Below are 26,212 nucleotides of genomic sequence, written 5' to 3' on the forward strand. Positions count from 1 at the left end.
TGTGCGGAAGGTGTACGGAAAAGGAACGGCCCGTGCATTGTCAGCGGTCCACGGCAGGCAGTCGCTGCAGCAGGGCATCGCGGGCGCGCAGGCCGGCATTGGGCTTTTGCGCCTGCTCGTCCTGGATCAGCGTGGCGAACACCAGCCTGCGCTGGTCCTTGGTGGCCCAGCCCACGTACCAGCCATAGGCCCGGCTGGCGTCGTAGCGGTTGTCGCTGCCCGGCGAGCCCGTGCCCGTCTTGCCATGCACGGTCCAGCCGCCCACGGCCACTGGATGCCGGGTGATGCGCGCGGTCATATCGATGGCCTGACTGTTCACGGGCAGTTCCCGGCGCACGATCTTGCGCATGAAGGCCACCTGCTCGGCCGCCGAGATGCGCAGCGAAGACACCACCCACACGCCGTTGTGGCCCGGGTCGGCCACTGGCACGGCAGAGACATCCTCGTTGCCATAGCGGAAGGCCTTCACGTAGGTGTCAAAGCGCTGCTGGCCCAGACGCATCACCACCTGCTGCGAGTACCAGAACACCGAGTCTTTCATCCACGCCTGGGGCGTGATATCGCGCCGCCAGGCATCGCCGCCCCAGTCCGGATACTCCGGTTGGTACGGCCACGCGGGCCGGGACTCGTCCTGCAGGATGCCGGCGTCATAGCCCATCAGGCTGATGGCGATCTTGAAGGTGGAGGCCGGCGTGACCCGCTCGGCGCAGGCCGGGCCGCTGTGCACCAGGGACTGGCCCGTGTCGGCGTCGGCGACGAGGGTGCACAGTTCGTGCGCGACAACGGGGACGGGAACGGAAACCCAAAAAAAAGCTGCCACGGCCGTGGCAGCGGTTCCAGGAAATCTATGCATGTGCTGTGCGCTGCGGTGTTCGTATCTGGCGCGCGATCATAGATGCGCGCGCAGCCTTTGCAGAGCCCCTGCAGCAAACAGCCCCACGGCGCCCTGGGCAAGCGCGTGTGGGACTTGCCCATGGATGGGAACTGCCCGCGGGGCTACGCCTGCGCCTCCTGCAACTGCCGCCACATCACCTTGCCGCTGCCGCTCTTGGGCAGGGCCTTGACGAACTCCACCACCTTGGGCGCCTTGTAGACGGCCATGTTCTCGCGGCACCACTGGATGATGTCCTCGGCCGTGGTGTCTTCCTTGCCGGCACGCAGCACGACGACGGCCTTGACCGACTCGCCCCGGTAGGCGTCGCGCGTGGAGATCACGCAGGCTTCCTGGATGGCGGGGTGGCGGAACATCAGCGACTCGACCTCAGCCGGCCAGACCTTGAAGCCGCTGGCGTTGATCATGCGCTTGAGGCGGTCGGTGATGAAGTAGTAGCCGTCCTCATCCACGTGGCCCAGGTCGCCGGTGCGAAAGAACCGCTTGCCGTCGATCTCCATGAAGACCTGGGCCGTGGCGTCGGGGCGCTTCCAGTAGCCGTCGAAGACCTCGGGCCCGTGGACCACGATCTCGCCCTGCTCGCCCTGGGGCACTTCGGCACCGGTGTCAGGATCGATGACGCGCGCCTCCGTGCTCATGAAGGGAATGCCCAGGCACTGCTGCTTGGGGTGCTCGGACGGGTTGCTGTGCGTGGGCGCAGCGGTCTCGGTCAGGCCGTAGCCCTCGCAAAAGCGCAGGCCGTATTGCTCCAGCAGGCGCTGGGCCACGGCCTGGGGCATGGCCGCGCCGCCGCCGCCGATGTACTTGAGGCTGGTGAGGTCGAACTGCGCGAAGTTGGGGCTGCCCAGCAGGTCGATGACCATGGTGGGGATGTTGGTCCAGCTGGTGACCTGGTAGCGCGAGATCAGCCGCCCGGCCAGCTCGCGGTCCCAGCGCGGCATGACCACCACGGTGGCACCCATGAAGATGGCCGTGTGCAGTACCGACACCATGCCCGTGATGTGGAACATGGGCACCACCGCCAGCACGACCGCCTCGCTGGTGCCGCTGCCCCAGTAGCTTCCCGCCACGGCGTTGTGGTTGATGGAGCGGTGCGGGTGCATGCAGCCCTTGGGGTGGCCCGTGGTGCCGCTGGTGTAGGGCAGCACGGCCATGTCGTCGCGGCCCACCACATGGGGCGGCGCAGCGTCGGTGCAGGCCAGGGCCTGCTGCCAGGTGTGGACGCTGCCGCCCTCCAGCACAGCCGGCTCGCGCCGGGTGAGCAGCCAGTCGTGCCACTGCGCAGGCGGCGCATCGTCGCCCTGCACACCGGCATCGAAGGCATCGGTGAACTGGGTGACGATCAGGTGATCGAGCCGCTGGCCCGGCGCCAGCGCGTTGCTGGCCTTGGCCAGCTCGGGGGCCAGGTCGGCCGTGGTGATGGCGACCTTGGCGTCGGCGTCGGTGATGTAGTGCTTGAGCTCCTCGGCCATGTTCATGGGATTGACCGGCACCACCACGGCATTGGCGCGGAAGATGGCGTAGTGCGCCAGGATGAGCTGAGGCGTGTTCTGCATCAGCAGGATCACGCGGTCGCCGCGCTGCACGCCCAGGCTGTGCAGGTAGGCCGCCATGCGTTCCGTGCCCTCGCACAGCTCGCGGTAGCTGATGGAGCTGCCGAAGTAGCGGATGGCCGGCTTGTCGGGATAGCGGCGCGCGTTGACGGCCAGGTTCTCCCATACGCTGGTGGCGGGCACGGTGATGGAATGGGGCAGACGGCTGGGCCAGAAGGCGTGGTGCGCGGGCAGGGTCGACATGGACGGATGGGCGTTGAATGGTCGGTGAGTGGATCGGACGGCGGCAATCCGCCTTGCCAGCGAGGCTAGGCGCACACCCGGTTCCCGGCATTGGGGAAGGCCCCAGGGAATCGTCGCCAAAGTGACGCTTGAGCGCCCATGGCATACCGATGCCACCGCAACTCGCCTTGTGCTTTCGCAAGCCGGCCACGGGCACGCCACAAGTACGCCACGGGTACGATGGCGCCATGCCCTCCACGCCCGCCATGCCCCACCTGTCCCGCCTGCAGCTGTCGCTGCGCGATCTGCTGGCCCGCCGCCGCAGCGCGGCCCTGGCCACCCAGCCCGCCGACTCCCCTGCCCCCGGGGCTGGCGATGCACTGCCCGCTCCCCGTCTGTCCATGGTGCCCTGGGCCTGGAATGCGCAGTTTGGCTGCTTTGTGCTGCACGTCAGCGCACTGGCAGCGCACACGCGGGCCATGGAACTGCACCCGGCCGTCAGCCTGCTGGTGTGCGCGGCCGAAGTGGACGGCGAGGGCGTGCATGCACTGGAGCGCGTGGCCATTGAAGGCGTGGCCAGCACACCTCCGCCCGGCAGCGTGCTGGCCGATGGCGCGCGCGACAGCTATGTGCTGCGCTTCCCCGAAGCCGCGTTCATGACCGATCTGGGCGACTTCCGCTTTGTCTGCATCACGCCATCCATCGCCCGGCACGTGGCGGGCTTTGGCGCGGCGCGCGATGTGTCGGCCCATGACCTGATCGAAGCACTGAGCATCCAGCCCAGCTGACTCACGTGCCCCGCACGTGGGCCGCGATCAGGGCGCCCGCCGCATCGCCCTGCCCCGCCACGCAGGCGCGCACATGGTCCTCCCACATCTGGCCCTGCTGCTCCACCTGGGCATGGACAAAGCGCTGCAGCATGCGCCGGGGATCGTCGCAGCGCTCGTAGGCATAGGGATCGCCGCGCGTGCACAGCGCCTTGAACTGCAGCCAGGCCGCCTGCCGCGTGACGGGCATGCCCTGCAGGCGCTGCCACTGGTGCAGCAGCTCATGGGCAAAGATGCCTGCGATCTGCGGATGCGACAGGCGCAGCGGCTGGCGCGGATCGGACTGCATGAAAAAGGCACGCGGCATGAAGATGCGCCCGCCATTCATGGACAGCGCCCTGCGCGTGTCGCCCAGGCGGCGCAGATAAAGGCGCATGCGCGGCAGCAGCGCATCCAGCGAGGCACCGAAGTGCGTGCGCACAAAGGCCTGTTCCTGCGCATCGAGCGGCCGGCTCCAGAACACCATGCTCAGTCCCCCGGCCCCTGCCGATAGCGCCGTGCCATGAAATCCACGAAGGCACGCACGGCCGGGCGCAGATGCCGCGTGCGCGGATACAGCGCGTGGTAGCTGTACTGCCCCAGATGAAAACAGGGCAGCACCCGCACCAGCTGGCCGCGCTCGATGGCCGAGCGCACGGTATGCCAGGTCAGCGCCGCAATGCCCCGCCCCGCGCGTGCGGCCTCGAAGATGGTGGCCACCGAATCGGTGCGCAATGCCGCTAGCGGCTGGACCTCAGTGACAGCACCCTGCCCGGACACCACGCTCCAGCGCAGCTGGGCCGGACCCGCAGCAAAGGCCAGGGCGCGGTGCGCGGCCAGTTGCTCTGGCGCCTGCACCACCCCGTGGCGCATCAGATAGGCGGGCGAAGCCACCAGCACCAGAGGCGAATGCGTGAGCAGCCGCGCCTGCAGCCCGCTGTCCGGCAATTGCCGGCTGATGCGCACGGCTGCATCCACGCCCTCGGCCACCAGGTCCACCAGCCGGTCGGTGCACAGCAGTTGCAGCTCCAGATCCGGGAATTGCTGCTCGAACTCGGGCAGCCAGTCGCCCAGCTCGATGGCGCCCACGGCCAGCGGCAGCGTGATGCGCAGCACGCCCGCCACGCGTGCGCGGCGCACGGCCAGCGCGGCCTCGGCCGCATCGAGCTGCTCCAGCAACTGCACGCAGCTGAGGTAGTAGCTGCGCCCCGCCTCGGTCAGGCTCAGCCCGCGCGAATTGCGCTGCAGCAGCTGCGTGCCCAGTTCCGACTCCAGCCATTTGACATGGCGCGAGGCGGTCGAATGCGTCATGCCCAGCCTGTCCTGCGCCGCCGTGAAGCCCTGCGCATCCACTACGCCGCAAAACACCCGCATGGCCTGCCATCTGTCCATTGCCCGTGCACTCCTTTGGCGGGGATTGTGGGGCATGCGGGCGGCCGCATTCCGTTGCGCCACAGCCCCACGCCGGCCCCTTTTCCGCCCCATTCCTCCCTTTGGGCCGCAGAAACAGACTATTCCTAGAGACAAGCACGCCGCAGCTGCCTAGATTGACCGGCAACCCGGACACAGGCTTGCCTCCACCAGCTCCCCGCCAGACGCATGGCCGCCTCCTGCCCGAGATTCCTAAAAATCCCGAGGGAGAAACTCACATGCACCCACGGCACACGCTGCTGCGCAGCGCCTTGCTATGCATTGCCGCACTGCTGGCCCAGGCCACGCCCACCCTGGCGGCTGCCGCTCCCAACCTGGGCGGCGGCTCCGGCAAATGCGACCCCACCGTACAAAGCTGCGCCCCCGGCACGGGCCGCGGCATCGACCTCGGCGGCGGCGGTGGCGGCTCGGGCGGCGGCACCTGCACCCCCACGCCCGGCGGCAGCCCCTGCGGCGGCGCCGGCCCCGCCACCCAGGGCAACTCCAGCAGCACCCACCAGGGCGCAGGCAACCCAATCCACCTCATCAACGGCAACAAATACCAGCGCGAAGTGGACATGCCCGCCTTGCCAGGCGTGCTCGGCCTGGAAGTCGTGCGCCACTACAACAGCAGCTACAGCCGGGCCTACGTGCCGCCAGGCCTGCTCGGCCGCGGCTGGCTGCTCAGCTACGAGGCCCGCCTGTACGACCACCCCACCAACCTGCAGATCGTGCAGGCCGACGGCACCCGCATCATCTTCAGCAAGCTGCGCGAGCACCCCAGCCTGTGCGCCAGCCAGCAGCCGGGCAACGGCATCTTGCGCATCGAAGGCCCGGATACAAAGGGCACCAAGGAAACCAAGCCCGGCCAGGAACGGCACTACACCTGGCAATGGATGGACGGGCGCGAGCTGCGCTTCAACCACCGGGGGCGCCTGACCCGCATCAGCCTGCCCTCGGGCGAACAGGTCCGCCTGGACTACAACGCCAAGGGCAACCGCCTGCTCAAGGTCACCGACCCGCAGGGGCGCAGCCTGCGCCTGCACTACGCCCAATCGTCGAGCGAGGACAGCTTCACCGGCGTGCAGGCCATCGACACCCCGCTGGGCCGCATCGGCTACCGCCACGGCAGCGCACCGTTGCCCGGCAGCACCCAGCCCCAGGCCAAGCTGAACGCCAGCCTCGTGCAGGTCAGCCTCCCGTCGGCCGATGGCCAAGCCCCGGTCCAGCGCCACTACCACTATGAGGACCCACGCCACCCCACCTTGCTCACGGGCATCAGCGTCCAGGGCCAGGGCAGTGACGGCAAGCCCATGGACGAGCGCATCGCCAGCTACGCCTACGGCGACACCGGCCGCGCCATCTTGAGCGTGCGCGGCCCGCCGGACAGCCAGCAGGAAAAAGTCACCCTGGACCTCAGCCAGCCCTGGAAGAACACCCTCACCAACAGCCTTGGGCAAGCAACCACCTACCACTACGACACCATCGGCGGGCAATGGCGATTGCTTGAAGTGCGCGGCCCGGGCTGCGCCAGTTGCGGCCCCGGCGACATGCGCTACCGGTACGACGCGCAAGGGCGCCTGACCGACGCCACGCGGCTCGATCCCGCAGGCCGCCCGCTGGAAGGCACGCGCACCGAGCTGGACCCCTTCGGCCGCCCGCTGGCCGTGTACCGCATTCCCTACACACAAGGCCAAGCCCGGGCCCCGCAGCTGCAGGTGCGCTACGGCTACGGCAAGGACCCCTGGAAGCAATACGGCCCCGAACTCATCGCCCGGCCCAGCGTCGTGCCCGGGCGCGAACACCAGATCCGCATCCGCTACAACAGCAGCCGCCAGCCGCTGCAGATCACCGAGACGGGCTTCAGCCCATTGGATGCCCAGGGCCAGCCCGCAGGCAATGCGGACGGCGCCATGCCCATCGAACGCAGCACGCGCTACCGCTACACCGAGATCAACGGCCGCAGCGTGCTGGTGGACATCGACGGGCCACTGCCCACCTCGCTGGCAGGCTATGACGACGGAAGCCCGGCGCAGAACGACCTCACGCGGCTGCGCTGGGATCGCAGCGGCAGCCACGTCAAGCGCGTGCTGCAGCCCGATGGCACCACCGTGGCGCTGGAGCATGACCAGGCCGGGCGCATCACGACCCGCACCGAAGACGACGGCGTGCGGCGCCTTCAGCGCCAGATGCGCTACAGCGCCCTGTCCGCCAACGCCCTGCAGACAGAAGAAATCACCACCAGCGGCTGGCTGCTGGACGCCGACGGCCAGCCCCGCGCCAGCAGCCAGCTGAGCCTGAATCCATACCGCATCCGCCACGACGCCCTGGGCCGCCCCAGCCAGGCCATCGACACGGCAGGCCGCAGCACCACCTGGGCCTACCAGGGCAGCACCCAGGCCAGGCTCGATGGCCTGGGCAACCGGGGCCAGATCGAACGCGACAGCGAAGGCCGCATCAAGCGGCTGGGCCTGTACCGCGAAGGCCAGGACCTCCCCGAACGTGCGGCCTACTACGGCTGGAATGCGCAAGGGCGCCTGAGCCACCGCCTGCTGCCCGATGGGCGCCTGGACAGCTACACCTACGGCGACGCGGGCGAGCTGCTCCAGCACACCGATGGCGACGACACCCGCACGCGCTGGCTGGACAACGGCAGTCTCCATGCCAGCCTGTCGCAAACGCCCGATGGGGCGGTACGGCTGGCATTGCAAGGCCCGGCCAGCGCGGCGATGGAGCAGATCACCAGCAAATCCCGGAGCACCCAACCCGCCGAACGCCGCCAGGCCCTGCACGACGACTTCGGCCGCACCGTCTGGCTCCAGCTTGCCGATCATGGCCGCCAAAGCGCACGCTACAACGAAGCCGATCAATTGCGGGTGCACACCCGCGCCGACGGCAGCAGCACCCACTACCAGTACGCTCCCAGCGGGCGTCTGCTGTCCAAGCGCTACGAAGCGGCGCCCGGCGCAGATCGTCGCTCTTCCTCGCAAACCCGGCTGCACTACCAGGGCCGGCTGCTGCAGACCATCGATAGCAACTGGCAGCGCGAGTCCATCGAATACGACGCCCTGGGCCGCCCCGTGGCACGCACCATTGCGCTGGCCACGCCCGACGGCCAGGGCGAGCATACCTACCGCACCGCCACGCGCTATGGCCCGGACGGCCGGGTCCACAGCCGCACCCTGGCCGATGGCCGCGTGCTCGTCACCCGGCGCGGCCCCGCCAGCGACGGCGCCAGCGTGCAAGGGCTGCAACTGCAAAGCGCTTGGGTGGCCGGCCTGCTGCAGGCCAGCGACCACTGGCTGGGCGCCGGCGCCACAGGCTTGCTCGAACGCCTGCTGCCCGCGCAGACGGTGGTCGGCGACATCCAAACGGACGCCTTCAACGGCCTGCAGCACTACACGGCAGGCAACGGCCTGGCCACCTCGCGCCAATACGACATTGCCGGGCGCCTCACGCAGCAGACCACCGGGCAAGGCACATCACAAGGCAGCGCACCCATCCTCAGCCAGCGCTACCGCTACGGCGTGGGCCCGCGCATCCGCGCCATCGAGCAGGAGTGGCCACCAGCGGGCCTGCACAAGACCGACTACCGCTACCAGGGCTTCGGCAGGCTGGTGCAGGACAACGCACCGTCAGCACCAGCGCCCGTGCAGCGCGACAGCCAGGGTCGCACCGTCCAGGACGCATTGCACCGCTACACCTACACCGAGGCAGGACAGCTCCAGGGAATCAGCGACCACCAGGACCGGCCCATCGCCAGCTACCGCTACAACAGCCTGGGCCAGCGCGTGGGCAAGACCGTGCACCAGGGCGATGGGCAAACGCACAGCCACTACCTGTGGCAGGACAACCGGCTCGTCGCGGAAATGGATGGCGAAGGCCGCATCACCAGCCAGTACCTGTACCTGAACGAGGGGACTCGCACCCTGCCCATCGCCAAGCTGGAATCCGCGCACAACCGGGACAACGCCAGCGGCAAGGCGCGCATGCTGCACATCCACAACGACCACCGGGGCAGTCCGCAGGCCATGACGGACGCAGGCCAGCGCGTGGTCTGGCGTGCCCGCCAAACCCCCTGGGGAGCGCCGGCCATGCATCAGGCCGGCCACACAAGCCTGCCCCGGCAGCAGGCCGTGCTCAACCTGCGCCTGCCGGGCCAGTACTTTGACGAGGAAAGCGGACTGCACGACAACTGGCACCGCAGCTACGACCCGGCCAGCGGCCGCTACCTGCAGCCGGACCCGCTGGGCTACCCGGACGGACCCGATGCCTACCTGTATGCCGGCGGCGACCCGCTCAACCGCATCGATCCCACCGGGCTGTACCAGGAGGACATGCACTACTACATGGTCTTCTTCCTGGCCCTGGCCGCCGGCCTGGACTACGAACCTGCGCGCATTACGGCGCTGGCTTCGCAGTACGTGGATGACAACCCCATCACCAAGCCGCTGGACGATGCCAACACCCTCACCACGGTGGGCTCGATCTTCAAGAACCACCGGCAACTGCTGTGGTACCACTTCACGCTGTCCGACGACAAGGGCACCACGCTGCCCCAGTACGCCAACGACAACGTCAACAGCGTGGTGGGCAACCTGAGCCCGCAACTGAGCAACCTGCTCAACGCCAGCCGGCTGGGCAACCCGGCCCAGCCCTGTGCCGAATACCAGTTCCTGGGCGAATTCCTGCACTCCTACCTGGACACCTTCAGCCACCGGGACAAGGACAACCGGCCGTTCGATGCCATCAGCGCGAAGCTGGGCATAGGGCATGGGTTTGCGGGGTCCGAGCCGGATTACACCTATGACGAGGACATGCCAATACTGGGGAATATGCCTGATCCAGATATGCCTTATTGGGACAAGCGGGAGTATCGATCGCTGCAAGGGGAGAAGGCGGTTTATGAGTTTTTGACGCGGTATGGGGCTAAGCCGGCGGTGAGCTTTAAAGAGATAGAGAAAGTGCTGGAGAGATTCAATGCTATTCGAGAGACTGGAGGAAATTCACTAAGTAAATTTAATCTGCTAGAAGATACCATCAAATCCTGGATAAATGACGGCAAGCTAAAACTGACAAAGATAGATCAAGAAGGAAGATTAACTGAAATAAAAAAGATAGATCTTAAAAATACAGAGAATGAAGCTTACAACGAAGATCAAGCTGACGCTAATCGGGAAAAATATCTTGGAGCACTTGTTGGCCAAGAGGCTAAATATCCAGGAGTCTGCTTGCCAAGGAGTATCATATGCAAACCAGTGTGACAGTTAAGGCACTGACATTTATCTTGATAGTTTTGTCTTCCGGATTTTCCCAAGGGATGACCTGGGAAGAGTGGGCTGAAACTCGCCATCCACCCAGCGACACAGGACCATTGCCAGATGGCTGCAGCCCCGTCAAATATCGAGGGACCTTTCATCCCATTATTGAGTATGTCAGAGGACGAGGAGACCACTGTGTAGTTCACGATTTTGTACAGAGGAAATTAAGAGACTTCATTAATGGCAGGGAACGTGGATCACCAACAGATGAAGCCGGAAGGGGTAGTGTGATTAGTTTCTCTCAAGACAGCCATTCCAACATTGATCTAAGAAAACATCTTATATCTGGCAAGCCGTTTGAAAATACCCGCGGCATAGGCATGAATAGCAAATCACTGACTCACTTGGCAGTTCACAACGGAAAAATCGAAACGCCCGGTCCACTAGGTATTGGAATAGATATGGCACCTTATATAGAAGGTCGTCAGAGGCTACAGGAGTTGACAGAAGATCGTCCAGCAATCAAAGAAGTCGGCTACAGCCGTACATTCGCGGGTATTTGGGATTACACCCCACCCACCTTCTACACAGCAGAAAACCTCCAAATCAAATCCGGCGGCCGCGCCATCATCATGGCCGGCTCCGACAACGTGGTGCGCAACAACACCATCGAGGTCGATGGCCGCACCGCCGTCTATCTGTACGGCCCGCGCTCGCTGGTGGAGGGCAACACCTTCATCGTGCACATGAACCCGCGCGACAAGGCCCCGCTGCCCGCCATCCTCAAGCTGCGCGATGCCGATGGTTCCATCATCCGCAACAACCGCTTCATCGTGAAGCGCAGCGGGCTGTTCAGGAAGAAGGAAGAGGAACCCCAGGCCGGCATCAATCTGCTGGAGTCCAAGGACGTAGTGATCGAAGGCAATGTGTTTGAAGAGATCACATTGCCGGTGCGCAAGGATGCGGCCAGTACCACAACGGAGAGTGGAAACATTTCAAAAGGCAGCCCCTGATGGAATGGAGGTATTCGACGGCCATATGCGGCAACCCACTCAACCGGATCGATCCCACGGGCTGTACCAGGAGGAGGACATGCACTACTACAGGTCTTCTTCCTGGCCCTGGCCGCCGGCCGGCCTGGACTACGAGCCGGGGCGCGCATCACGGCGCTGGCTTCGCAGTATGTGGAGACAACCTGTCCGACGACAGAGGAACCACGCTGCCCCAGTACGCCAACGACAACGTCAACAGCGTGGTGGGCAACCTGAGCCCGCAACTGAACAACCTGCTCAACGCCAGCCGGCTGGGCAACCCGGCCCAGCCCTGCGCCGAATACCAGTTCCTGGGCGAATTCCTGCACTCCTACCTGGACACCTTCAGCCACCGGGACAAGGACAACCGGCCGTTCGATGCCATCAGCGCGAAGCTGGGCATAGGGCATGGGTTTGCGGGGTCCGAGCCGGATTACACCTATGACGAGGACATGCCAATACTGGGGAATATGCCTGATCCAGAGGTGCCTTATTGGGGCCAGCGGGAGTATCGATCGCTGCAAGGGGAGAAGGCGGTTTATGAGTTTTTAACGGCATATGGAACTAGCCCTGCGCTAGGGTTTGAGGAGATCAGGAAAGTGCTCGAGAGATTCAATGCAATCAGGGAAGAGGGTGCGGATTTTCCTGGAAAGGCTAGATTTTTGGAAGAGGCCATTAACAAACTGATTAAGGATGGAAAACTTAAACTAACCAAAAACACAGAAAATAGCGAAAAAACCAGAATTTTGGAAATAAATATAGAAAAGGGAGGTAGCGATGAATATAAAATAAAAGAGGCAGAGAAAAATAGGGGTAAATACTTAGAAAATCTTGCAGGTCAAGAACATAAATATCCAGGCGTTTGCTTGCCAGGCAGTAAAATATGCAAAGAAGTATAGTTTTTCTCTATTTTTCTGCTTTTGCTTGCATTGTCTTTGCAAGCTGCCAAGCTTTCCCCAAGAAACCACTCACGACGGAAGAATGGGCAGCGCGCCGCCATCCACCTAGCGACAAGGGCCCGCTGCCTGAGGGGTGCAAGCCCGTCAAGTATAGAGGTGGCTACTACCCTATCACGGAAGCTTTTGAAGGTTCTGGCCGTCATTGCGTCATTCATGACTTTGTGCAGCGTAAAGCGCGTGACTGGATCGAAGGGGGAATAGAACGTGGTAACCCACGAGGTGCAATTTTAGATTTCTACCACAGTAATAATGCTGACCTTGATTTGCGAGGACATCTTGTTACAGGAAGACCATTTAATAATAATAGCGGCATTGGAATATTATCTGGTGGAGAGGTAGTTTTCAATCTAAGAGTTCATAATGGAATAATAGAAACTCCAGGTCTATCGGGTATTGGCGTAGAACTTTCTCCTAAATTGGGTGCACGCAATAGAATTGAGAAACTGGAGGAAGACTTTCCTGTAATAGAAAATTCCAGATGGAACATCGAAACCCAAAAATTCAATAAAATCCCTTGGGATTATTTCCCTCCCACCTTCTACACCGCAGAAAACCTCCAAATCAAATCCGGCGGCCGCGCCATCATCATGGCGGGCTCCGACAACGTGGTGCGCAACAACACCATCGAGGTCGATGGCCGCACCGCCGTCTACCTGTACGGCCCGCGCTCGCTGGTGGAGGGCAACACCTTCATCGTGCACATGGATCTGCGCGATAAGGCGCCGCTGCCCGCCATCCTCAAGCTGCGCGATGCCGATGGTTCCATCATCCGCAACAACCGCTTCATCGTGAAGCGCAGCGGGCTGTTCAGGAAGAAGGAAGAGGAACCCCAGGCCGGCATCAACCTGCTGGAGTCCAAAGGCGTAGTGATCGAGGGCAATGTGTTCGAGCAGGTCGCATTGCCGGTGCGCAAGGATGCGGCCAGCACCACGACGGAGTACGGCAACGCCGTGGATTCTCGCTAGGAGACGATGCGCGGGTCCTGCCTGCAGGCTCAGCGCAGGGGCAGCTGCACCACATGCGCGGTGGGCAGCACATCGCCGAACACATCCTCGATCTCGGCCAGCGCGGCACGGTGCAGGCTGTCGGCGTCCACGGATTCGCCGTTGCTGCGCGTGATGGCACGTGTGGCCACGGCGTCGCTGGCCACGACGACCTCGAAGCCCAGCGGCGCGGCATCGCGTGCGGCGCCGGCCACGCAGGCGTGCGTCATGAGGCCGCAGATGACCACGGTGGTGATGCCACGCGCGCGCAGCTGGTCGGCCAGGTCGGTGCCGACGAAGGCGCTGACGCTGCGCTTTTGCACCACGGTGTCGCCCGCGCGCGGCTGCAGGCCGGGGTGGAACTGGACGGTGCTGCCATTGACGGCGAACACGGGTGCACCTTCCGGGGCAATGTGCTGGATGTGGAACACGGCAACCTGCCCGGCATCGGCCCATTGCAGCAGGCGCCGTGCCTGTTCCAAGGCCTGCGGGCCGCGCGGGATGGGCAGGCGGCCGCTGAAGTACTCGTTCTGGAAGTCGATGACCAGCAGCGCCGTGGCACCCCGTGGCAACTGGCTGCGCCCCGGCGCGCCTGACAGGGCGCGGAGGGTGGGATGGCTGGTGGATTGGGTGGCCTGGCTGGCCTGTTCTGCGAGGGACATGCAGTGCTCCTGGAAACGGGAAGTGGTTGATGCCTGCAGTCTAGAAACGCACAGGGCCCGCCGCAACGCCATGGAGCGGCCAGCATCTGTGCAGTTTCTGCACAGATCGCCCGTGCTTTGAAAAATACCCCATCTCTGTGATGGCGCATACGGCCTTGGGCCTTGCATCGCTCCGACCGGCTGCGTGCCGGTGAAGGTGGCGATGCCGCGTTGAACCATGGCCTGCGGCCCTCCCGATCACGGAAGGGCCGCAGGCCGGCACGGCGCTAGTTCTGCAGCTGCTGCCAGACCTTGTCCAGCCGCTTGATGCTGACCGGGTAAGGCGTGCGCAGCTCCTGGGCGAAGAAGCTCACGCGCAGCTCCTCCAGCATCCAGCGGTACTCCTGCATGCGCGCATCGATGTGGCCCTTGCGCTCGGCCACCAGGCGCCAGTAGCGCTGCTCCAGCGGGCGCAGCTCGGCCAGGCGGCTGGCGTCGCGCGCAGGGTCGGCGCGGTACTTGTCCAGCCGGCTGGTGATGGCCTTGAGGTAGCGCGCATAGTGCTGCAGCTGGGTCCAGGGCGCGGCCGCGATGAAGTTCTTGGGCACCAGGCGCTGCAGTTGCTGGGCGGCGTCGGCCGTGGCGTCAGGCGCGTTCTTGGTGTCCTTGATCTTGCGCTGGGCCGCCGCGTACTCGACCAGGATGGTGGAGGCCATGCGCGCCACCTCGTTGGCGATCAGCGTCAGCCGGCCGCGTCCGTCCTGCACGCGCTGCTTGAACTGCGTGTCGTTGGTGGGCAGCGGCTCCTGCAGGAAGGCGCGGTCTATGGCCACGTCGATGATCTGCTCGCGCAGTTCCTCCTGCGTGCCCAGCGGCATGTAGGCAACGGCCATCTTCTGCAGGTCTGGAATGTTCTTTTCCAGGTACTTGAGCGCGTCGCGGATCTGCAGCGCGAACAGGCGGCGCAGGCCCACGCGGTGGCGTGCGGCCGCAACCTCGGGCTCGTCGAAGACCTCGATGCCGACGGCATCGCCATGGTCGATCAGCGCAGGGAAGCCGATCAGCGTCTGCCCGCCCCGGCCGATCTCCATCAGCTCGGGCAGCTCGCCAAAGCTCCATTCCTTGTAGCGGCTGTCGGCGGGCTGGCTGGGCCTGGCGTTGCTGGCGGGCTTGGCCTGGTCCGCCTTTTCAGGCTTTGCTGTCTTGTCCGGCTTGGCGCCAGATTCCGCCTTCTTGCCGGCTTCGGACGCGGCGGCAGGTGGGGCCGCAGCCTCGGTGACCGAAGCCACCTTCAGCGCGGCCAGCGCCTGGAAGGCGCCGCGCGCCTTGGCGCCCAGTTCGGCCTTGAGCGCGCCCAGGTTGCGGCCCTGGCCCAGCTGGCGTCCATGCTCGTCCGTGATGCGGAAGTTCATGAACAGGTGCGGGCTGAGCATGTCCAGCTTGAAGTCGGCGCGCTTGACGTCCAGCGAGGTCTCGTCGCGCACCTGCTTGAGCAGGGCATCGATGAGCGATCCCTGGCCCCAGCGCTCGGGCGTGGTGAAGAGTTCGGCCAGGCGCTGGGCACTTTCGGGCAGGGGCACGAAGCGGCTGCGCGGGCGCTGCGGAAGGCTCTTGAGCAGGGCCTGGAGCTTGTCCTTGAGCATGCCGGGCACCAGCCATTCCACGCGCTCGTCGCTGACCTGGTTGAGCACGAACAGCGGCACGGTGACGGTGATGCCGTCGCGCGCGTCGCCCGGGCTGTGCAGGTAGCTGGCCGTGCAGTCCACGCCGCCGAGCTTGACCACCTTGGGAAAGGCCTGGGTGGTGATGCCGGCAGCCTCGTGGCGCATCAGTTCGTCGCGCGACAGGCGCAGCAGGTCGGCGTTTTCTTTGGCCGCCTCGCGGAACCAATGGTCGAAGGTGGCGCCGCTGAACACGTCCTTGGGGATCTGCTGGTCGTAGAAGGCGTAGATCAGCTCGTCATCGACCAGCACGTCCTGGCGGCGGCTCTTGTGCTCCAGCTCCTCGACCTTGCGCACCAGCTTGAGGTTGGCGGGCAGGAAGTGCCAGCGCGTGTCCCACTGACCCTCCACCAGGGCCTGGCGGATGAAGATCTCGCGCGCGGACTGCGGATCGATGCGGCCATAGCTCATGCGCCGGCCGTTGTAGACCACCAGGCCGTAGAGCGTGGCGCGCTCCAGCGCCACCACATCGGCCTGGTTCTTGGACCAGTGCGGATCGAGCAGCTGCTTCTTGAGCAGGTGGGCGCCGACTTCCTCCAGCCACTGCGGATCGATGGCGGCGATGCCCCGGCCGTACAGGCGCGAGGTCTCCACCAGCTCGGCCGCAACGATCCAGCGCCCGGGTTTCTTGGACAGGTGGGCGCCCGGGTGCGGATGGAAGCGGATGCCGCGCGCGCCCAGGTAGGCGTCGCTTTCATCGCCCTTGTAGCCCAGGTTGCCCAGCAGGCCGGACAGCATGGACAGGTGCACGGCGTCGTAGCCCGCGGGCTCGGTGTTGACCTTCCACTTGTGCTCGTTGACCACGGTCAGCAGCTGCGAGTGGATGTCGCGCCATTCGCGCACGCGGCGGATGTTGATGAAGTTCTGGCGCAGCAGCTGCTCCCACTGGCGGTTGCTGAGCTTGTGCGAGGGCTCGTCATCCGTGCCGGGACCGGTGTCCTGCGGATGGAAGGCCGCCAACGCCTCGGCCGCCGGGGCGGCCACGCTCTGCCCGCCGCTGCGCTGGGCCACGGGCAGGAAGGCGGCATTGCGCGCCGATGGCTTGGCGGCCGGTGCCTGGGCCGTGGCCATTTCCTTGCGGCTCTTGGCCACCACCTTGCCGCCGCGCGCATCCTGCAGCCATTTCCACAGGCGCAGGTAGCCGCTGAATTCGCTTTTCTCGTCATCGAACTTGGCGTGCTGCTGGTCGGCCTGCTGCTGGGCCTCCAGCGGCCGGTCGCGCACGTCCTGCACGGACAGGGCCGAGGCGATGACCAGCACCTCGGCCACGGCGCCGCGCGTGCGCGCCTCCAGGATCATGCGGCCCACGCGCGGGTCCAGCGGCAGGCGCGACAGCTCGCGGCCCATGGGCAGCAGCTCGCCGCGCTCGTCCACGGCGCCCAGCTCGCCCAGCAGCTGGTAGCCGTCGGCAATGGCACGGCCCGAGGGCGCTTCGAGGAAGGGAAAGTTCACCACGTCGCCCAGGCCCAGCGACTTCATGCGCAGGATGACGCCGGCCAGCGAGGAGCGCAGGATTTCAGGGTCGGTGAAGCGCGCGCGCGTGCCGAAGTCGGCCTCGTCGTACAGGCGGATGCAGATGCCGTTGGCCACGCGGCCGCAGCGGCCGGCGCGCTGGTTGGCCGCTGCCTGGCTGATGGGCTCGACCAGCAGCTGCTCGACCTTGCTGCGGAAGGAATAGCGCTTGACGCGCGCCGTGCCCGCATCGATCACATAGCGGATGCCGGGCACGGTCAGCGAGGTCTCGGCCACGTTGGTGGCCAGCACGATGCGCCGGCCCGTGTGGCTGTCGAAGATGCGGTCCTGCTCGGCCTGCGACAGGCGCGAGAACAGCGGCAGCACCTCGGCATGGCGCAGCACGGGCTGCTGTGCCAGGTGCTTGCGCAGGTGGTCGGCGGCCTCGCGGATCTCGCGCTCGCCGGGCAGGAAGACCAGGATGTCGCCACCCGCGCCGCCGGCCCACAGCTCGTCCACGCCTTCGGCGATGGCGTCGTTGAGGTCATGGTCGCGCTTTTCCTCGAACGGGCGCCAGCGCATCTCCACGGGGTAGGTGCGGCCCGAGACCATGATCACCGGCGCAGGCCCCTTGGGGCCTTCGAAATGCCTGGCAAATCGCTCGGCATCGATGGTGGCCGATGTCACCACCACCTTGAGGTCGGGGCGCCGGGGCAGGATCTGCTTGATGTAGCCCAGCAGGAAGTCGATGTTGAGGCTGCGCTCGTGGGCCTCGTCGATGATCAGCGTGTCGTAGGCCTTGAGCAGCGGGTCGGTCTGCGTCTCGGCCAGCAGGATGCCGTCCGTCATCAGCTTGACCGAGGCGTCCTTGGACAGCCGGTCCTGGAAACGCACCTTGTAGCCCACCACATCGCCCAGCGGCGTGTTCAGCTCCTCGGCAATGCGCTTGGCCACCGAGCTGGCGGCAATGCGGCGCGGCTGCGTGTGGCCGATCAGGTGGCCGCGCACCTGGCCCTTGTCGTCGGGCGTGGCGTTGACCTTGCCCCGGCCCAGCGCCAGCGCGATCTTGGGCAGCTGCGTGGTCTTGCCCGAGCCCGTCTCGCCGCACACGATGATGACCTGGTGCCGGTCCATGGCCTCCATGATTTCCTCACGGCGGGCGGATACGGGCAGGGATTCAGGGAAGCTGATCTTCAAAGGCATAAGGGGCTGGATTATCCCCGCGCCATGCCGGCGGCGCCACGCGGCTGCAGATTTCCATACGCCGGCCCTGTGCCGCCCGCATGAAAACCCCCGCATGCCAGGGCCTTCGCCAAGTCAGGCCAGCGGCATGCAAGGCATTGCGCACAATCGGCGCTCGCCTTGCCGCCCGCTCCCGGCGCTGGCCGCCTCACCCGCCTTCCTCGATCTGCTCCCCATGGTTACTCTTGCCGCCCTCGTCATCCCGCTACTGGCCCTGTGGCTGTGGTGGCCCGTCCGCCTGATGCCGCGCCGCGCCCGCCTGATGGCGGCCGTCGCCACGGCGGCCCTGGGCTGCACGCCCGCCCTGCTGCTGGTGCTGCTGCGCGAGGGCACGGTCGAGTACCGCACGCTGGCCTATCTGCAGGTGCCGGGCGGCTGGGTGCTGGCCCTGCTGCTGATGCTGGCCGTCTTCATCGTGCTGCGCGACGGCCTCTGGGCGCTGGCCGCCGTGGCCCGGCGCGAGGACTGGAAGCAGCGCCTCCACGCCCCGCTGCTCACGTCCGGCGCACTGGCCCTGGCAGGCCTGCTGTCGGCCTGGGGCGTGACCAATGCGCTGCGCCCGCCCGAGGTGCACGAACGCACGCTGCGCCTGCCCGGCCTGCCCGCCGGCCTGGAAGGCCTGCGCGTGGCCGTGCTGGCCGACATCCACGCCAGCCCCATCAACGACGCACGCTATGTGCAGACCATCGTGGACCGCACGCTGGAGGCGCGGCCCGACCTCATCGTGCTGCCCGGCGACATGGTGGACGGCGACGTGGACAGCGGCCGCGCCAACATCGCGCCGCTGGCGCAGCTCAAGGCACGCCACGGCGTCTGGGCGGCGCCCGGCAACCATGAGTACTACAGCGGCTACGACGCCTGGATGGCCGAATTCCGCCGCCTGGGCCTGAACCTGCTGGAAAACCGCATGCAGCTGATCGATGTGCAGGGCGCGCGCCTGGCGCTGTCGGGCATCGGCGATCCGGCCTATGGCCGCCTGTCGCGCCAGAACACCGACCCGTCCGTGGCCGAAGGCGTGCCGCCCGACATCGACACCGTGGCCCGCCAGGCCAAAGAGGCCGGTGCGCAATACCACCTGCTGCTGGCCCACCAGCCCAAGACCGCCCGCGACAACGCGGCCCACGGCGTGGGCCTGCAGCTGTCGGGCCATACGCACGGCGGCCTGATCCTGGGCATGGACCAATGGCTGGTGGCGCCCGCCAATGACGGCTTTGTGCGCGGCGAGTACGAGGTCGGCGCCATGAAGCTCTTCGTCAGCGCCGGCGCAGGCCTGTGGGCCGGCTTTGCCGTGCGCCTGGGCGTGCCGGCCAGCATCGACCTGCTGGTGCTGCGCGGCGCCTGACCTTCAGGCCGCAGGCGCAACCGCTGCGCCCTGGATGCCGTGGCGCTGCAGTGCCTCGGCCACAAAGCCCGAGGCCTTGGCCTCTTCCACAAAGGCCGCCAGCACGCGCAGGGCCTCATCGCCCCGCCCCTTGGGCAGGCCCATGGCCTGCTGGATCACCATGAAGCGGCCCGGCAGCAGGCGCAGGCCGGGCAGGCGGGCGGCATCGGCCTCCAATTGCTGCTTGACGCCGGCGGCCACGTCGGCCGTCGATTCCACAAAGGTCTGCACCACGGCGGGCGAGGACACGGCGCGCTCTATCTGCGCATGCTTGAGCTCGCGGCTCAGGTACAGGTCATAGGCGCTGCCCTTGCCGACCACGACCGTGTGCCCGGCCCGGTCCACCTGGGCGTTGTCGGTCAGCGGCGAATCCTGGCGCACCAGGTAGCTGCCCTCGATCAGCACATAGGGTGCCGTGAAGCCGATGCCCGCGCCACGCACGGGGTCCACGGCAAAGAAGCCGAAGTCGGCCTCCTCGCGCGTGACGGCATCCACCGACTTGGCGGCCGTGTCGAAGACCACCAGTTCCAGCTCCAACCCCAGCTGCTGCGCAAAGCGCCGGGCCAGGTCGATGGACACGCCCGCAGGCCGGCCGTCGGCATCCAGCCGCGCAAGAATGGGATTGCCGGTGTTGATGGAGGCGCGGATGCGGCCAAGCGGCGCGAGGGTGGACAGCAGCTGGGAAGACGGTGTCATGGTTCGGTCCCGTGGTTGAAATCCGCCGCAGTATCGCACTGCCAGCGGCCGCCTCCCACGCCCTATCCACCCTCTCACGGCGCCCCTCCCCTACCCCTCATTGACCACCAACGACAGCGCATGCGCCTCGGTAGGCAAAGGCACATCCCAGCGCTGCAGCAGGCCGAGCAGGGCCGCGTTGGTCAGCGTGGTGTCGCGCGCGCGGTTGCGGGCCAGCAGGGTTGGGCGGCTGGCTTCCAGGTGCACGAGCTCCACGCGGGCGCCGTAGGCCAGGCACAGGTCCACGGTCTTGCCGCGCATCTGGCGCGACAGGTGGGTGGCGTTCCAGACGAAGGGCTGGCCCGCGCGCAGCAGGGCCTTGGCCTTGTCCACGGCGTGGTGGGTGGCCGCGCCCTCGTTCTGGCCGTGGCGCAGGCCCAGCTCCGTACGCGCATCGTCGAAGGAGACCACGGGCAGGTCGCCATGGTGGGCGGCCACCCAGGTGTTCTTGCCGCTGGCCGGCAGGCCGCACATGACGATGGCGCGCGAGCCGGCCTGCTCGTGCAGCGCATAGTCGGGATGCAGCTGCGCGCCCCGGAAGTAGCGCACCGCCGTCTCGTCCGAGGCAAAGCGGCGCGGCGTGCGCAGGCAGCCCTCTTCCAGCGCGAACTCGCGCACCAGCTCGATGTTGACCAGCACGGACGCAATGTCCGGGCAGATGCGCCCGCGCATGTCGGCCCGCGCCAGCAGGGTGAGCAGGTGCAGGTCCACCTGCCAGGACAGCTCGCGCACGATGAACTCGGGCGAGAGGCCGCGCCGCGAATCGGCAAAGGCGAAGAACGGCACCTGGTGCACGGCGATCAGCCGGCAGATGGCCTCGCGCTGGTCCACGGGCGCGCCGGCTTCCCAGAGCATGAGCCGCGCATCCAGCGCACCCCGGCGCGAGTGGCCGGGCTGGCCGATGCGGCCGTCCTCGCCCACCACGGTGGTCGAGCACTTGGCCACGTCGTGCAGCAGCGCGGCCAGGAAGACCGTCTCGCGCTCGGTGGCGGTGAGTGCCGCATGGCCGGGGTCGGCCAGCAGCTCGCGTACCACCATCTGCGTGTGTGTCCAGACATCGCCTTCGGCGTGGTAGACCGGGTCCTGCGGCGTGGTTTTGGCCTGCTCCAGCAGGGGGAAGGCGGCCAGGCAGGCCGCGAAGTCGGGGTCGGCGCCGGGCTGCGGCACCAGGGACTGGATCTGTTTCCAGTTCGTCATGGCAATCTCCTTGCGATGGGTCTGCGCTGCAGGCCTCACCAGCTTTTTGAAATGTCGGCCGCAAAGATGTCTGCGCCTTCGCGCAGCCCGTTGGGGACGATGGGCCGCTCGCTGTGGTGCGAGCCCGAGTCGAGGATGACCTGCACGAAGTCCGGCCGCACGAACTTGTAGCGCGCCACGGTCTGGCCGTCCTCCTCCACCTTGAGGTAGAGGCCTTCGGCCAGCTCGGAGCCGTCGGTCTGCCGCCAGCACAGCGGCAGGTCCAGCTTCTGGCGGGCCACCACCTGCTCGAAGGCCTGGCGCCAGCGCGCGCTGCGGCCCAGCGAGGGGGCCAGCAGCGCCAGCAGGTCCTGCATGCGCCGGGGCGCCACCCCGCGGTAGAGCACGGGCACCGAGACCACGGGCACGCCGGCCAGCAGAGCATGGCGGCGCGGCGTGTCCAGGAAGCACTGCGCCGAGCGGTCCCAGATGTCGAACTCGCAGAACCAGTGCGGCAGCGCGTCGTAGAACAGCGAGTGCTTGGCATACATCCACTCTCCGAACACCTGGTAGCGGTCGTCCAGCAGGGACAGCAGCGCGCCCTCGTGGGCCTGGGCCCATTGCTTGAAGAGGTTGAACTGGCGCTCGCGCCCGCCGGGCCGCTCGCTGTCCAGGTAGTGGCCGCGCGACTGCAGCAGCAGCTGGCCGTCGCCGGCAAAGCTCAGCGCGGCGTTGGCGCCGTCGAGCTTTTCCTCGACGACGATGTGCCGGCCGGCCAGCCGCTCATAGGGCACGGCGTCGTCCTGGTCACCGGCCTGCAGGCGCGAGCCGCGCAGGTGCGGCGTACGGGGGTACTTGAGGATCTCGATGCTCGAAAGAAAACGAGGGCCTGGAGAAATGGATGGGGTCATGTCGTGCTTTCCAAAAGCGATGCAACACCCCACGGCGACATGCCGTGGAGCGGGAAAAGCCGACGACGACGCCAGGCGCCGCAATGCAGGGGATGCAGCGACAGCGCGGCCTGGCCCGTGGTGGCCGGGCCGGCAGGCTGTCGAAGGGGAAGATGGCAGGACTGTCGGGGCCGTCCGCAAACCGGACGGTCAGCCGCAAGCCTTCAAAAGGCCACGCACCGCAGCGCACACGCAAAAGACATCCGGGGCAAGGCCAGGATCAGCGTGTGACGAAGTCGTTCAGCAGGAAGCTGTGCGGCGGGGCATGGTGCACCTCGAAAGGGTGAGGGTGGATGGGAGGGGTGCGAGTCTATCGCCCGTTGCCCCGCAGGCACAAGCGGCTGCGCGCCATGCCGGGCCGATTGTTGGCTGCTAGCCACGCACGGCGGACTTGAAGGCGGCGCCCAGCGCATCCAGCGCCGCGCGCGGCCGGCCTTCGCGCACGCGGGTGTGCAGCAGCACGGGCAGGCGCGGCAGCGTGGGCAGGCCCAGGCGCGGGCCCACGTCCACGGCGCCCAGGGCCAGCATGCGCGGCGCCAGCGCAGCCACGCCCAGCCCCGCCATGACGGCGGCCGAGACAGCGGCTACGCCGCCGCCCACGAACACCTCGGTCCACGGCATGCGCGCCGTATCCAGCAGTTGCCCGGCCATGGCGCGCACGCCGCAGGGCTCGGCCAGCGTGGCCAGCGGCAGGGGCTCGCCCGCGCGGTGCTGCCAGCCGGGCGCGGCAAACCAGCCGAAGGGCTCCTCGGCCAGCAGCTCGCCGTCGTCACGCCCGGCATGCGTGCGAACGATCACCGTGTCGTACTCGCGCCGGTCGAACCCCTGCAGCAGCGGGCCGGACGATGCAATGCGGATGTCGATCAGCAGCTGCGGGTCCTGCGCATTCATGCGGGCGATCAGGGCCGGCAGCTCAGGCCCGGCCACGTGGTCGCTGATGCCGATGGTCAGCCGCTGGCGTGTGCTGACGGCCAGCGCCAGTGCGCGCTCATGGGCCTGCAGCAGTTCGCGCGCATGGGGCAGGAAGTCGGCACCCAGCGCCGACAGCTGCACGTGGCGCGGCGTGCGCTCGACCAGCCGGCAGCCCAGCCTCTGCTCCAGCCGCTTGAGCTTGAGGCTGACGGCGGCCTGCGTGGTCTGCATGGCTTCGGCCGCGCGCGTGAAGCTGCCCAGCTCCGCGATGTGCAGGAAGCTCTGCACGGCATCCAGGTCGAGAGGTCGTTGAATCATTGCAATTCATTATTACTGATATCAGCAATCATGGCTTTTCAAAATAGCTGGCGCGGCCTACCTTCGAGGCTCCCACAACGCAAAGCAACGCAACTCAACGCAAAGGAGCCACACCATGCCCATGACCCGGATCAACATGCGCGCCGGCAAGTCGCCCGCCTACCGCCAGGCCATCTGCGACAGCCTCTACCGCGCCATGCGCGAGACCTTCAACGTGCCGGAGGACGACCAGTTCATGACCATCACCGAGCATGACGGCGACAACTTCCGCTACAGCGCCTCCTACCTGGGCGTGGCGCGCAGCGACGATCTGGTGCTGGTGCAGCTCACGGTCAGCAACACCCGCAGCCTGGAGCAGAAGATGGCGCTGTTTAGCCGCATCGCCGAGCTGCTGGTCGAAAGCCCCGGCCTGCGGCCCGAGGACGTGTTCGTCAACCTGGTCGAGGTGGACAAGGAGAACTGGTCCATGGGCCACGGGCTCGCGCAATACGCAACTTAAGACACGCGGATCGGCGCAACACCCACAGCGGCGCGCTCAGTCCGGCACACTCAGTCCGGCACAGCCAGCGCCGCCACGAATTGCTGGCCCACGGCGGTGATGATCTCGGCGCGCGCCGCCGTGCGCAGCTGCACCAGGGCGATCTGGCGGCTCTCGGCGGTCTGGGCAAGGGGCAGCACGCGCAGGCGCGGGTCGCCCTCCCAGCCATGCCGCGCCAGGTTGGGCAGCATGGCCACGCCCATGCCATCGCGCACCAGCTCCACGATGGTCTCGATGGAGTTGAGCTCCAGGAACTCCTGGGGCTTGGCGCGCAGGCGGCGCAGCGTGCGCTCCACCAGCTCGCCCGTGTGCTCGGTGCGGTCGAAGCGGATGAAGGGATAGCGCTCCACCATGTCGGCAGGCGCCGCGGGCCGGGCGGCGCGCGGCGCCAGCAGCACCATGGGCTCGGCGTACAGCGGCGTCCACACCAGCGAGGGGCGCTTGATGGCCGGGTTGTAGACCACCACGGCCGCATCCAGCTCATGGTTCTCCACCTGGGCGATCAGCCGGTTGGACTTGCCCGAGACCACATGCAGGTCCACCGCCGGATGGTGGCGCTTGAGCTCCAGCGTGGCGCGCACCAGCTGGCTCAGCGCCGAGACGATGGAGCCGAACTGCACGGTGCCGGCCAGCGGTGCGTCGGCCCGCGTGCCGTGCTTGGCCTGCTCGTACAGCGCCACCAGCTGGGTGGCAATGGGCACCAGCGCCCTGCCCTGCTCGTTGAGCGTGACCAGCTTGCCCTGGCGCGCGAACAGCTTGCGCTTGAGGTCGTTTTCCAGCGTGCGCATCTGCAGCCCCACGGCCACCTGGGTCAGCGCCACGCGCTGGCCTGCCGCAGTGAAGGAGCCCTCGGCCGCCACGGCGAGGAAAGTGCGAAGAATGCGCAGGCTTGGCATAAAATATTTACTTTCAAGATTCGTAAGAAATTCCAGCTTTCACCAAACAGTTTCTATCATCAAAATCGCTGGCAACCGATAGCCGATCGTCCTGATCACACCCTCCCACTTCCCGGATTTCTGGAGATCTCCATGCCTGCACCCGTGTCCCGCCGCCTGCTCGTCTGCTGCGCCGCCCTGTTGACCTGCGCCACGCCCGGCTGGGCCGCGCCCGCCGCCGATGCCTGGCCCTCGCAGCCGCTGAAGATCATGGTGGGCTTTGCCGCCGGCGGCGCCAACGACATCGTGGCCCGCATCCTGGCCAAGGAGCTGCAGCAGCGCCTGGGCCAGAGCGTGGTGGTGGAGAACCGCGGCGGCGCGGGCGGCCTGATCGCCAGCGAAGTGGTGGCCAAGGCGCCCAAGAACGGCTACACGCTGCTGCTGGGCTCCATCGGTAGCAACACCGTGGCGCCCGTGCTGGCCAAGAAGCTGTCGTTCGACCCGCGCAAGGACCTGGAGCCCATCACCCTGGTGGCCGAGTCCGGCAACGCGCTGCTGGTGAACGCCGCCCTGCCCTACAAGACGGTGCAGGAAATGATCGAGGCCGCGCGCAAGGCGCCGGGCAGCATCAACTACGCATCGTCGGGCAACGGCTCCACCCTGCACCTGGCCGGCGCGCTGTTCGCGCAGCAGGCCGGCGTGAACCTGGTGCACGTGCCCTACCGCGGCAACGGCCCGGCCATCACCGATGTGTCGGGCGGCCAGGTGCAGGCCATTTTCTCGGGCATTCCGCCCGCCATCACCTCGGCCAAGACCGGCCAGACCCGCATCCTGGCCGTGACCACGAAGCAGCGCGTCAAGAACCTGCCCAACGTGCCCACCGTCGCCGAGGCCGGCCTGCCCGGCTATGCCTTCACGTCCTGGTACGGCCTGTTCACCACGGGCGGCACGGACCCGGCCATCGTCGAGCGGCTGGCCCAGGAAGTGCGCAAGATCATGGAGCGCCCCGAAGTGCAGGCCCAGTTCGAGGCCCAGGGCCTGGACCCCGAGACCAGCGACCCCAAGTCCTTCAAGCAGCAGATCGACCGCGAGCTGACGCGCTGGAGCCGCGACGTGAAGACCATGGGCATCACCGCCGACTGAGGCAGGTTCTT

The 26,212-nt window shown here is 66.7% G+C and carries 18 protein-coding genes and 1 pseudogene; 8 read left to right on the plus strand and 11 right to left on the minus strand.

The genetic code is table 11. From position 1 onward, the window contains the following. Positions 1–40 precede the first annotated feature (40 nt). Both blaOXA and ACF8NF_RS08850 read right to left on the minus strand, forming a co-directional pair. Entirely contained in the window at positions 41–853 is an 813-nt protein-coding gene (gene blaOXA / locus ACF8NF_RS08845) for a class D beta-lactamase (protein WP_338500416.1), read from the minus strand. Between the two features lie 143 nt (positions 854–996). After that, entirely contained in the window at positions 997–2,688 is a 1,692-nt protein-coding gene (locus tag ACF8NF_RS08850; protein ID WP_016450578.1) for a long-chain fatty acid--CoA ligase, read from the minus strand. A 227-nt stretch (positions 2,689–2,915) separates the two neighbouring features. On the opposite strand from ACF8NF_RS08850, the gene ACF8NF_RS08855 reads away from it, so the two are divergent. Continuing rightward, complete coding sequence (locus ACF8NF_RS08855; protein WP_034369154.1) at positions 2,916–3,455, plus strand: pyridoxamine 5'-phosphate oxidase family protein; 540 nt, start codon at positions 2,916–2,918, stop codon at positions 3,453–3,455. Between the two features lies 1 nt (position 3,456). On the opposite strand, the gene ACF8NF_RS08860 is transcribed toward ACF8NF_RS08855, so the two are convergent. After that, a complete protein-coding gene (locus ACF8NF_RS08860) occupies positions 3,457–3,960 on the minus strand; it encodes a hypothetical protein (protein ID WP_016450580.1) in 504 nt (167 codons plus the stop codon). Between the two features lie 2 nt (positions 3,961–3,962). Next, entirely contained in the window at positions 3,963–4,865 is a 903-nt protein-coding gene (locus tag ACF8NF_RS08865; protein WP_016453252.1) for a LysR family transcriptional regulator, read from the minus strand. 257 nt (positions 4,866–5,122) lie between these two features. On the opposite strand from ACF8NF_RS08865, the gene ACF8NF_RS08870 reads away from it, so the two are divergent. From ACF8NF_RS08870 to ACF8NF_RS08885, 4 genes and pseudogenes are all read left to right on the plus strand, one after another. Then, entirely contained in the window at positions 5,123–10,147 is a 5,025-nt protein-coding gene (locus ACF8NF_RS08870) for a DUF6765 family protein (RefSeq protein WP_392450467.1), read from the plus strand. After that, positions 10,132–11,157 (plus strand): right-handed parallel beta-helix repeat-containing protein, encoded by a 1,026-nt coding sequence (locus ACF8NF_RS08875; RefSeq protein WP_343740403.1) that lies wholly within the window; start codon positions 10,132–10,134, stop codon positions 11,155–11,157. The genes ACF8NF_RS08870 and ACF8NF_RS08875 overlap by 16 nt, the downstream gene beginning before the upstream one ends. 239 nt (positions 11,158–11,396) lie before the next feature. Then, positions 11,397–12,074 carry a hypothetical protein gene (locus tag ACF8NF_RS08880; RefSeq protein ID WP_392450468.1) on the plus strand — a complete coding sequence of 226 codons (678 nt, stop codon included), beginning with the start codon at positions 11,397–11,399 and terminating at the stop codon, positions 12,072–12,074. Further along, positions 12,059–13,015, plus strand: a pseudogene (locus ACF8NF_RS08885) (hypothetical protein); the annotation flags it as partial. The gene ACF8NF_RS08880 and the pseudogene ACF8NF_RS08885, both read left to right, overlap by 16 nt. Positions 13,016–13,128: 113 nt before the next feature. On the opposite strand, the gene ACF8NF_RS08890 reads toward ACF8NF_RS08885, so the two are convergent. Continuing rightward, positions 13,129–13,779: a cysteine hydrolase family protein gene (locus ACF8NF_RS08890; protein ID WP_338500411.1), complete on the minus strand. Its 651-nt coding sequence runs from the start codon at positions 13,777–13,779 to the stop codon at positions 13,129–13,131. A 266-nt stretch (positions 13,780–14,045) separates the two neighbouring features. Beyond that, a complete protein-coding gene (hrpA, locus tag ACF8NF_RS08895) occupies positions 14,046–18,134 on the minus strand; it encodes an ATP-dependent RNA helicase HrpA (RefSeq protein ID WP_343740406.1) in 4,089 nt (1,362 codons plus the stop codon). A 214-nt stretch (positions 18,135–18,348) separates the two neighbouring features. On the opposite strand from hrpA, the gene ACF8NF_RS08900 reads away from it, so the two are divergent. Further along, complete coding sequence (locus tag ACF8NF_RS08900; RefSeq protein WP_343740407.1) at positions 18,349–19,515, plus strand: metallophosphoesterase; 1,167 nt, start codon at positions 18,349–18,351, stop codon at positions 19,513–19,515. 3 nt (positions 19,516–19,518) lie between these two features. Here ACF8NF_RS08900 and ACF8NF_RS08905 read toward each other — a convergent pair whose 3' ends face one another. The 4 genes from ACF8NF_RS08905 to ACF8NF_RS08920 all read right to left on the minus strand — a co-directional run bounded on the left by ACF8NF_RS08905 (position 19,519) and on the right by ACF8NF_RS08920 (position 23,645). Then, the gene (locus tag ACF8NF_RS08905) at positions 19,519–20,250 is read right to left on the minus strand and encodes an ABC transporter substrate-binding protein (protein ID WP_126312069.1); all 732 of its coding nucleotides are present in this window, start codon (positions 20,248–20,250) and stop codon (positions 19,519–19,521) included. Between the two features lie 90 nt (positions 20,251–20,340). Next, positions 20,341–21,486 carry an AAA family ATPase gene (locus ACF8NF_RS08910; protein ID WP_392450469.1) on the minus strand — a complete coding sequence of 382 codons (1,146 nt, stop codon included), beginning with the start codon at positions 21,484–21,486 and terminating at the stop codon, positions 20,341–20,343. A gap of 35 nt (positions 21,487–21,521) precedes the next feature. Next, positions 21,522–22,376 (minus strand): RNA ligase family protein, encoded by an 855-nt coding sequence (locus ACF8NF_RS08915; RefSeq protein WP_016448233.1) that lies wholly within the window; start codon positions 22,374–22,376, stop codon positions 21,522–21,524. A gap of 411 nt (positions 22,377–22,787) precedes the next feature. After that, a complete protein-coding gene (locus ACF8NF_RS08920; RefSeq protein ID WP_392450470.1) occupies positions 22,788–23,645 on the minus strand; it encodes a LysR family transcriptional regulator in 858 nt (285 codons plus the stop codon). 115 nt (positions 23,646–23,760) lie between these two features. Between ACF8NF_RS08920 and ACF8NF_RS08925 the strand changes: the two genes are divergently transcribed. Further along, positions 23,761–24,144 carry a tautomerase family protein gene (locus ACF8NF_RS08925; RefSeq protein ID WP_016448235.1) on the plus strand — a complete coding sequence of 128 codons (384 nt, stop codon included), beginning with the start codon at positions 23,761–23,763 and terminating at the stop codon, positions 24,142–24,144. 50 nt (positions 24,145–24,194) lie between these two features. On the opposite strand, the gene ACF8NF_RS08930 is transcribed toward ACF8NF_RS08925, so the two are convergent. Then, the gene (locus ACF8NF_RS08930; protein WP_016448236.1) at positions 24,195–25,079 is read right to left on the minus strand and encodes a LysR family transcriptional regulator; all 885 of its coding nucleotides are present in this window, start codon (positions 25,077–25,079) and stop codon (positions 24,195–24,197) included. A gap of 132 nt (positions 25,080–25,211) precedes the next feature. On the opposite strand from ACF8NF_RS08930, the gene ACF8NF_RS08935 reads away from it, so the two are divergent. Next, positions 25,212–26,201 (plus strand): tripartite tricarboxylate transporter substrate binding protein, encoded by a 990-nt coding sequence (locus ACF8NF_RS08935; protein ID WP_013801719.1) that lies wholly within the window; start codon positions 25,212–25,214, stop codon positions 26,199–26,201. Positions 26,202–26,212: the final 11 nt, after the last annotated feature.

It is taken from the genome of Delftia sp. WSY_22, assembly GCF_043104185.1.
Lineage (GTDB): Bacteria > Pseudomonadota > Gammaproteobacteria > Burkholderiales > Burkholderiaceae_C > Comamonas > Comamonas tsuruhatensis.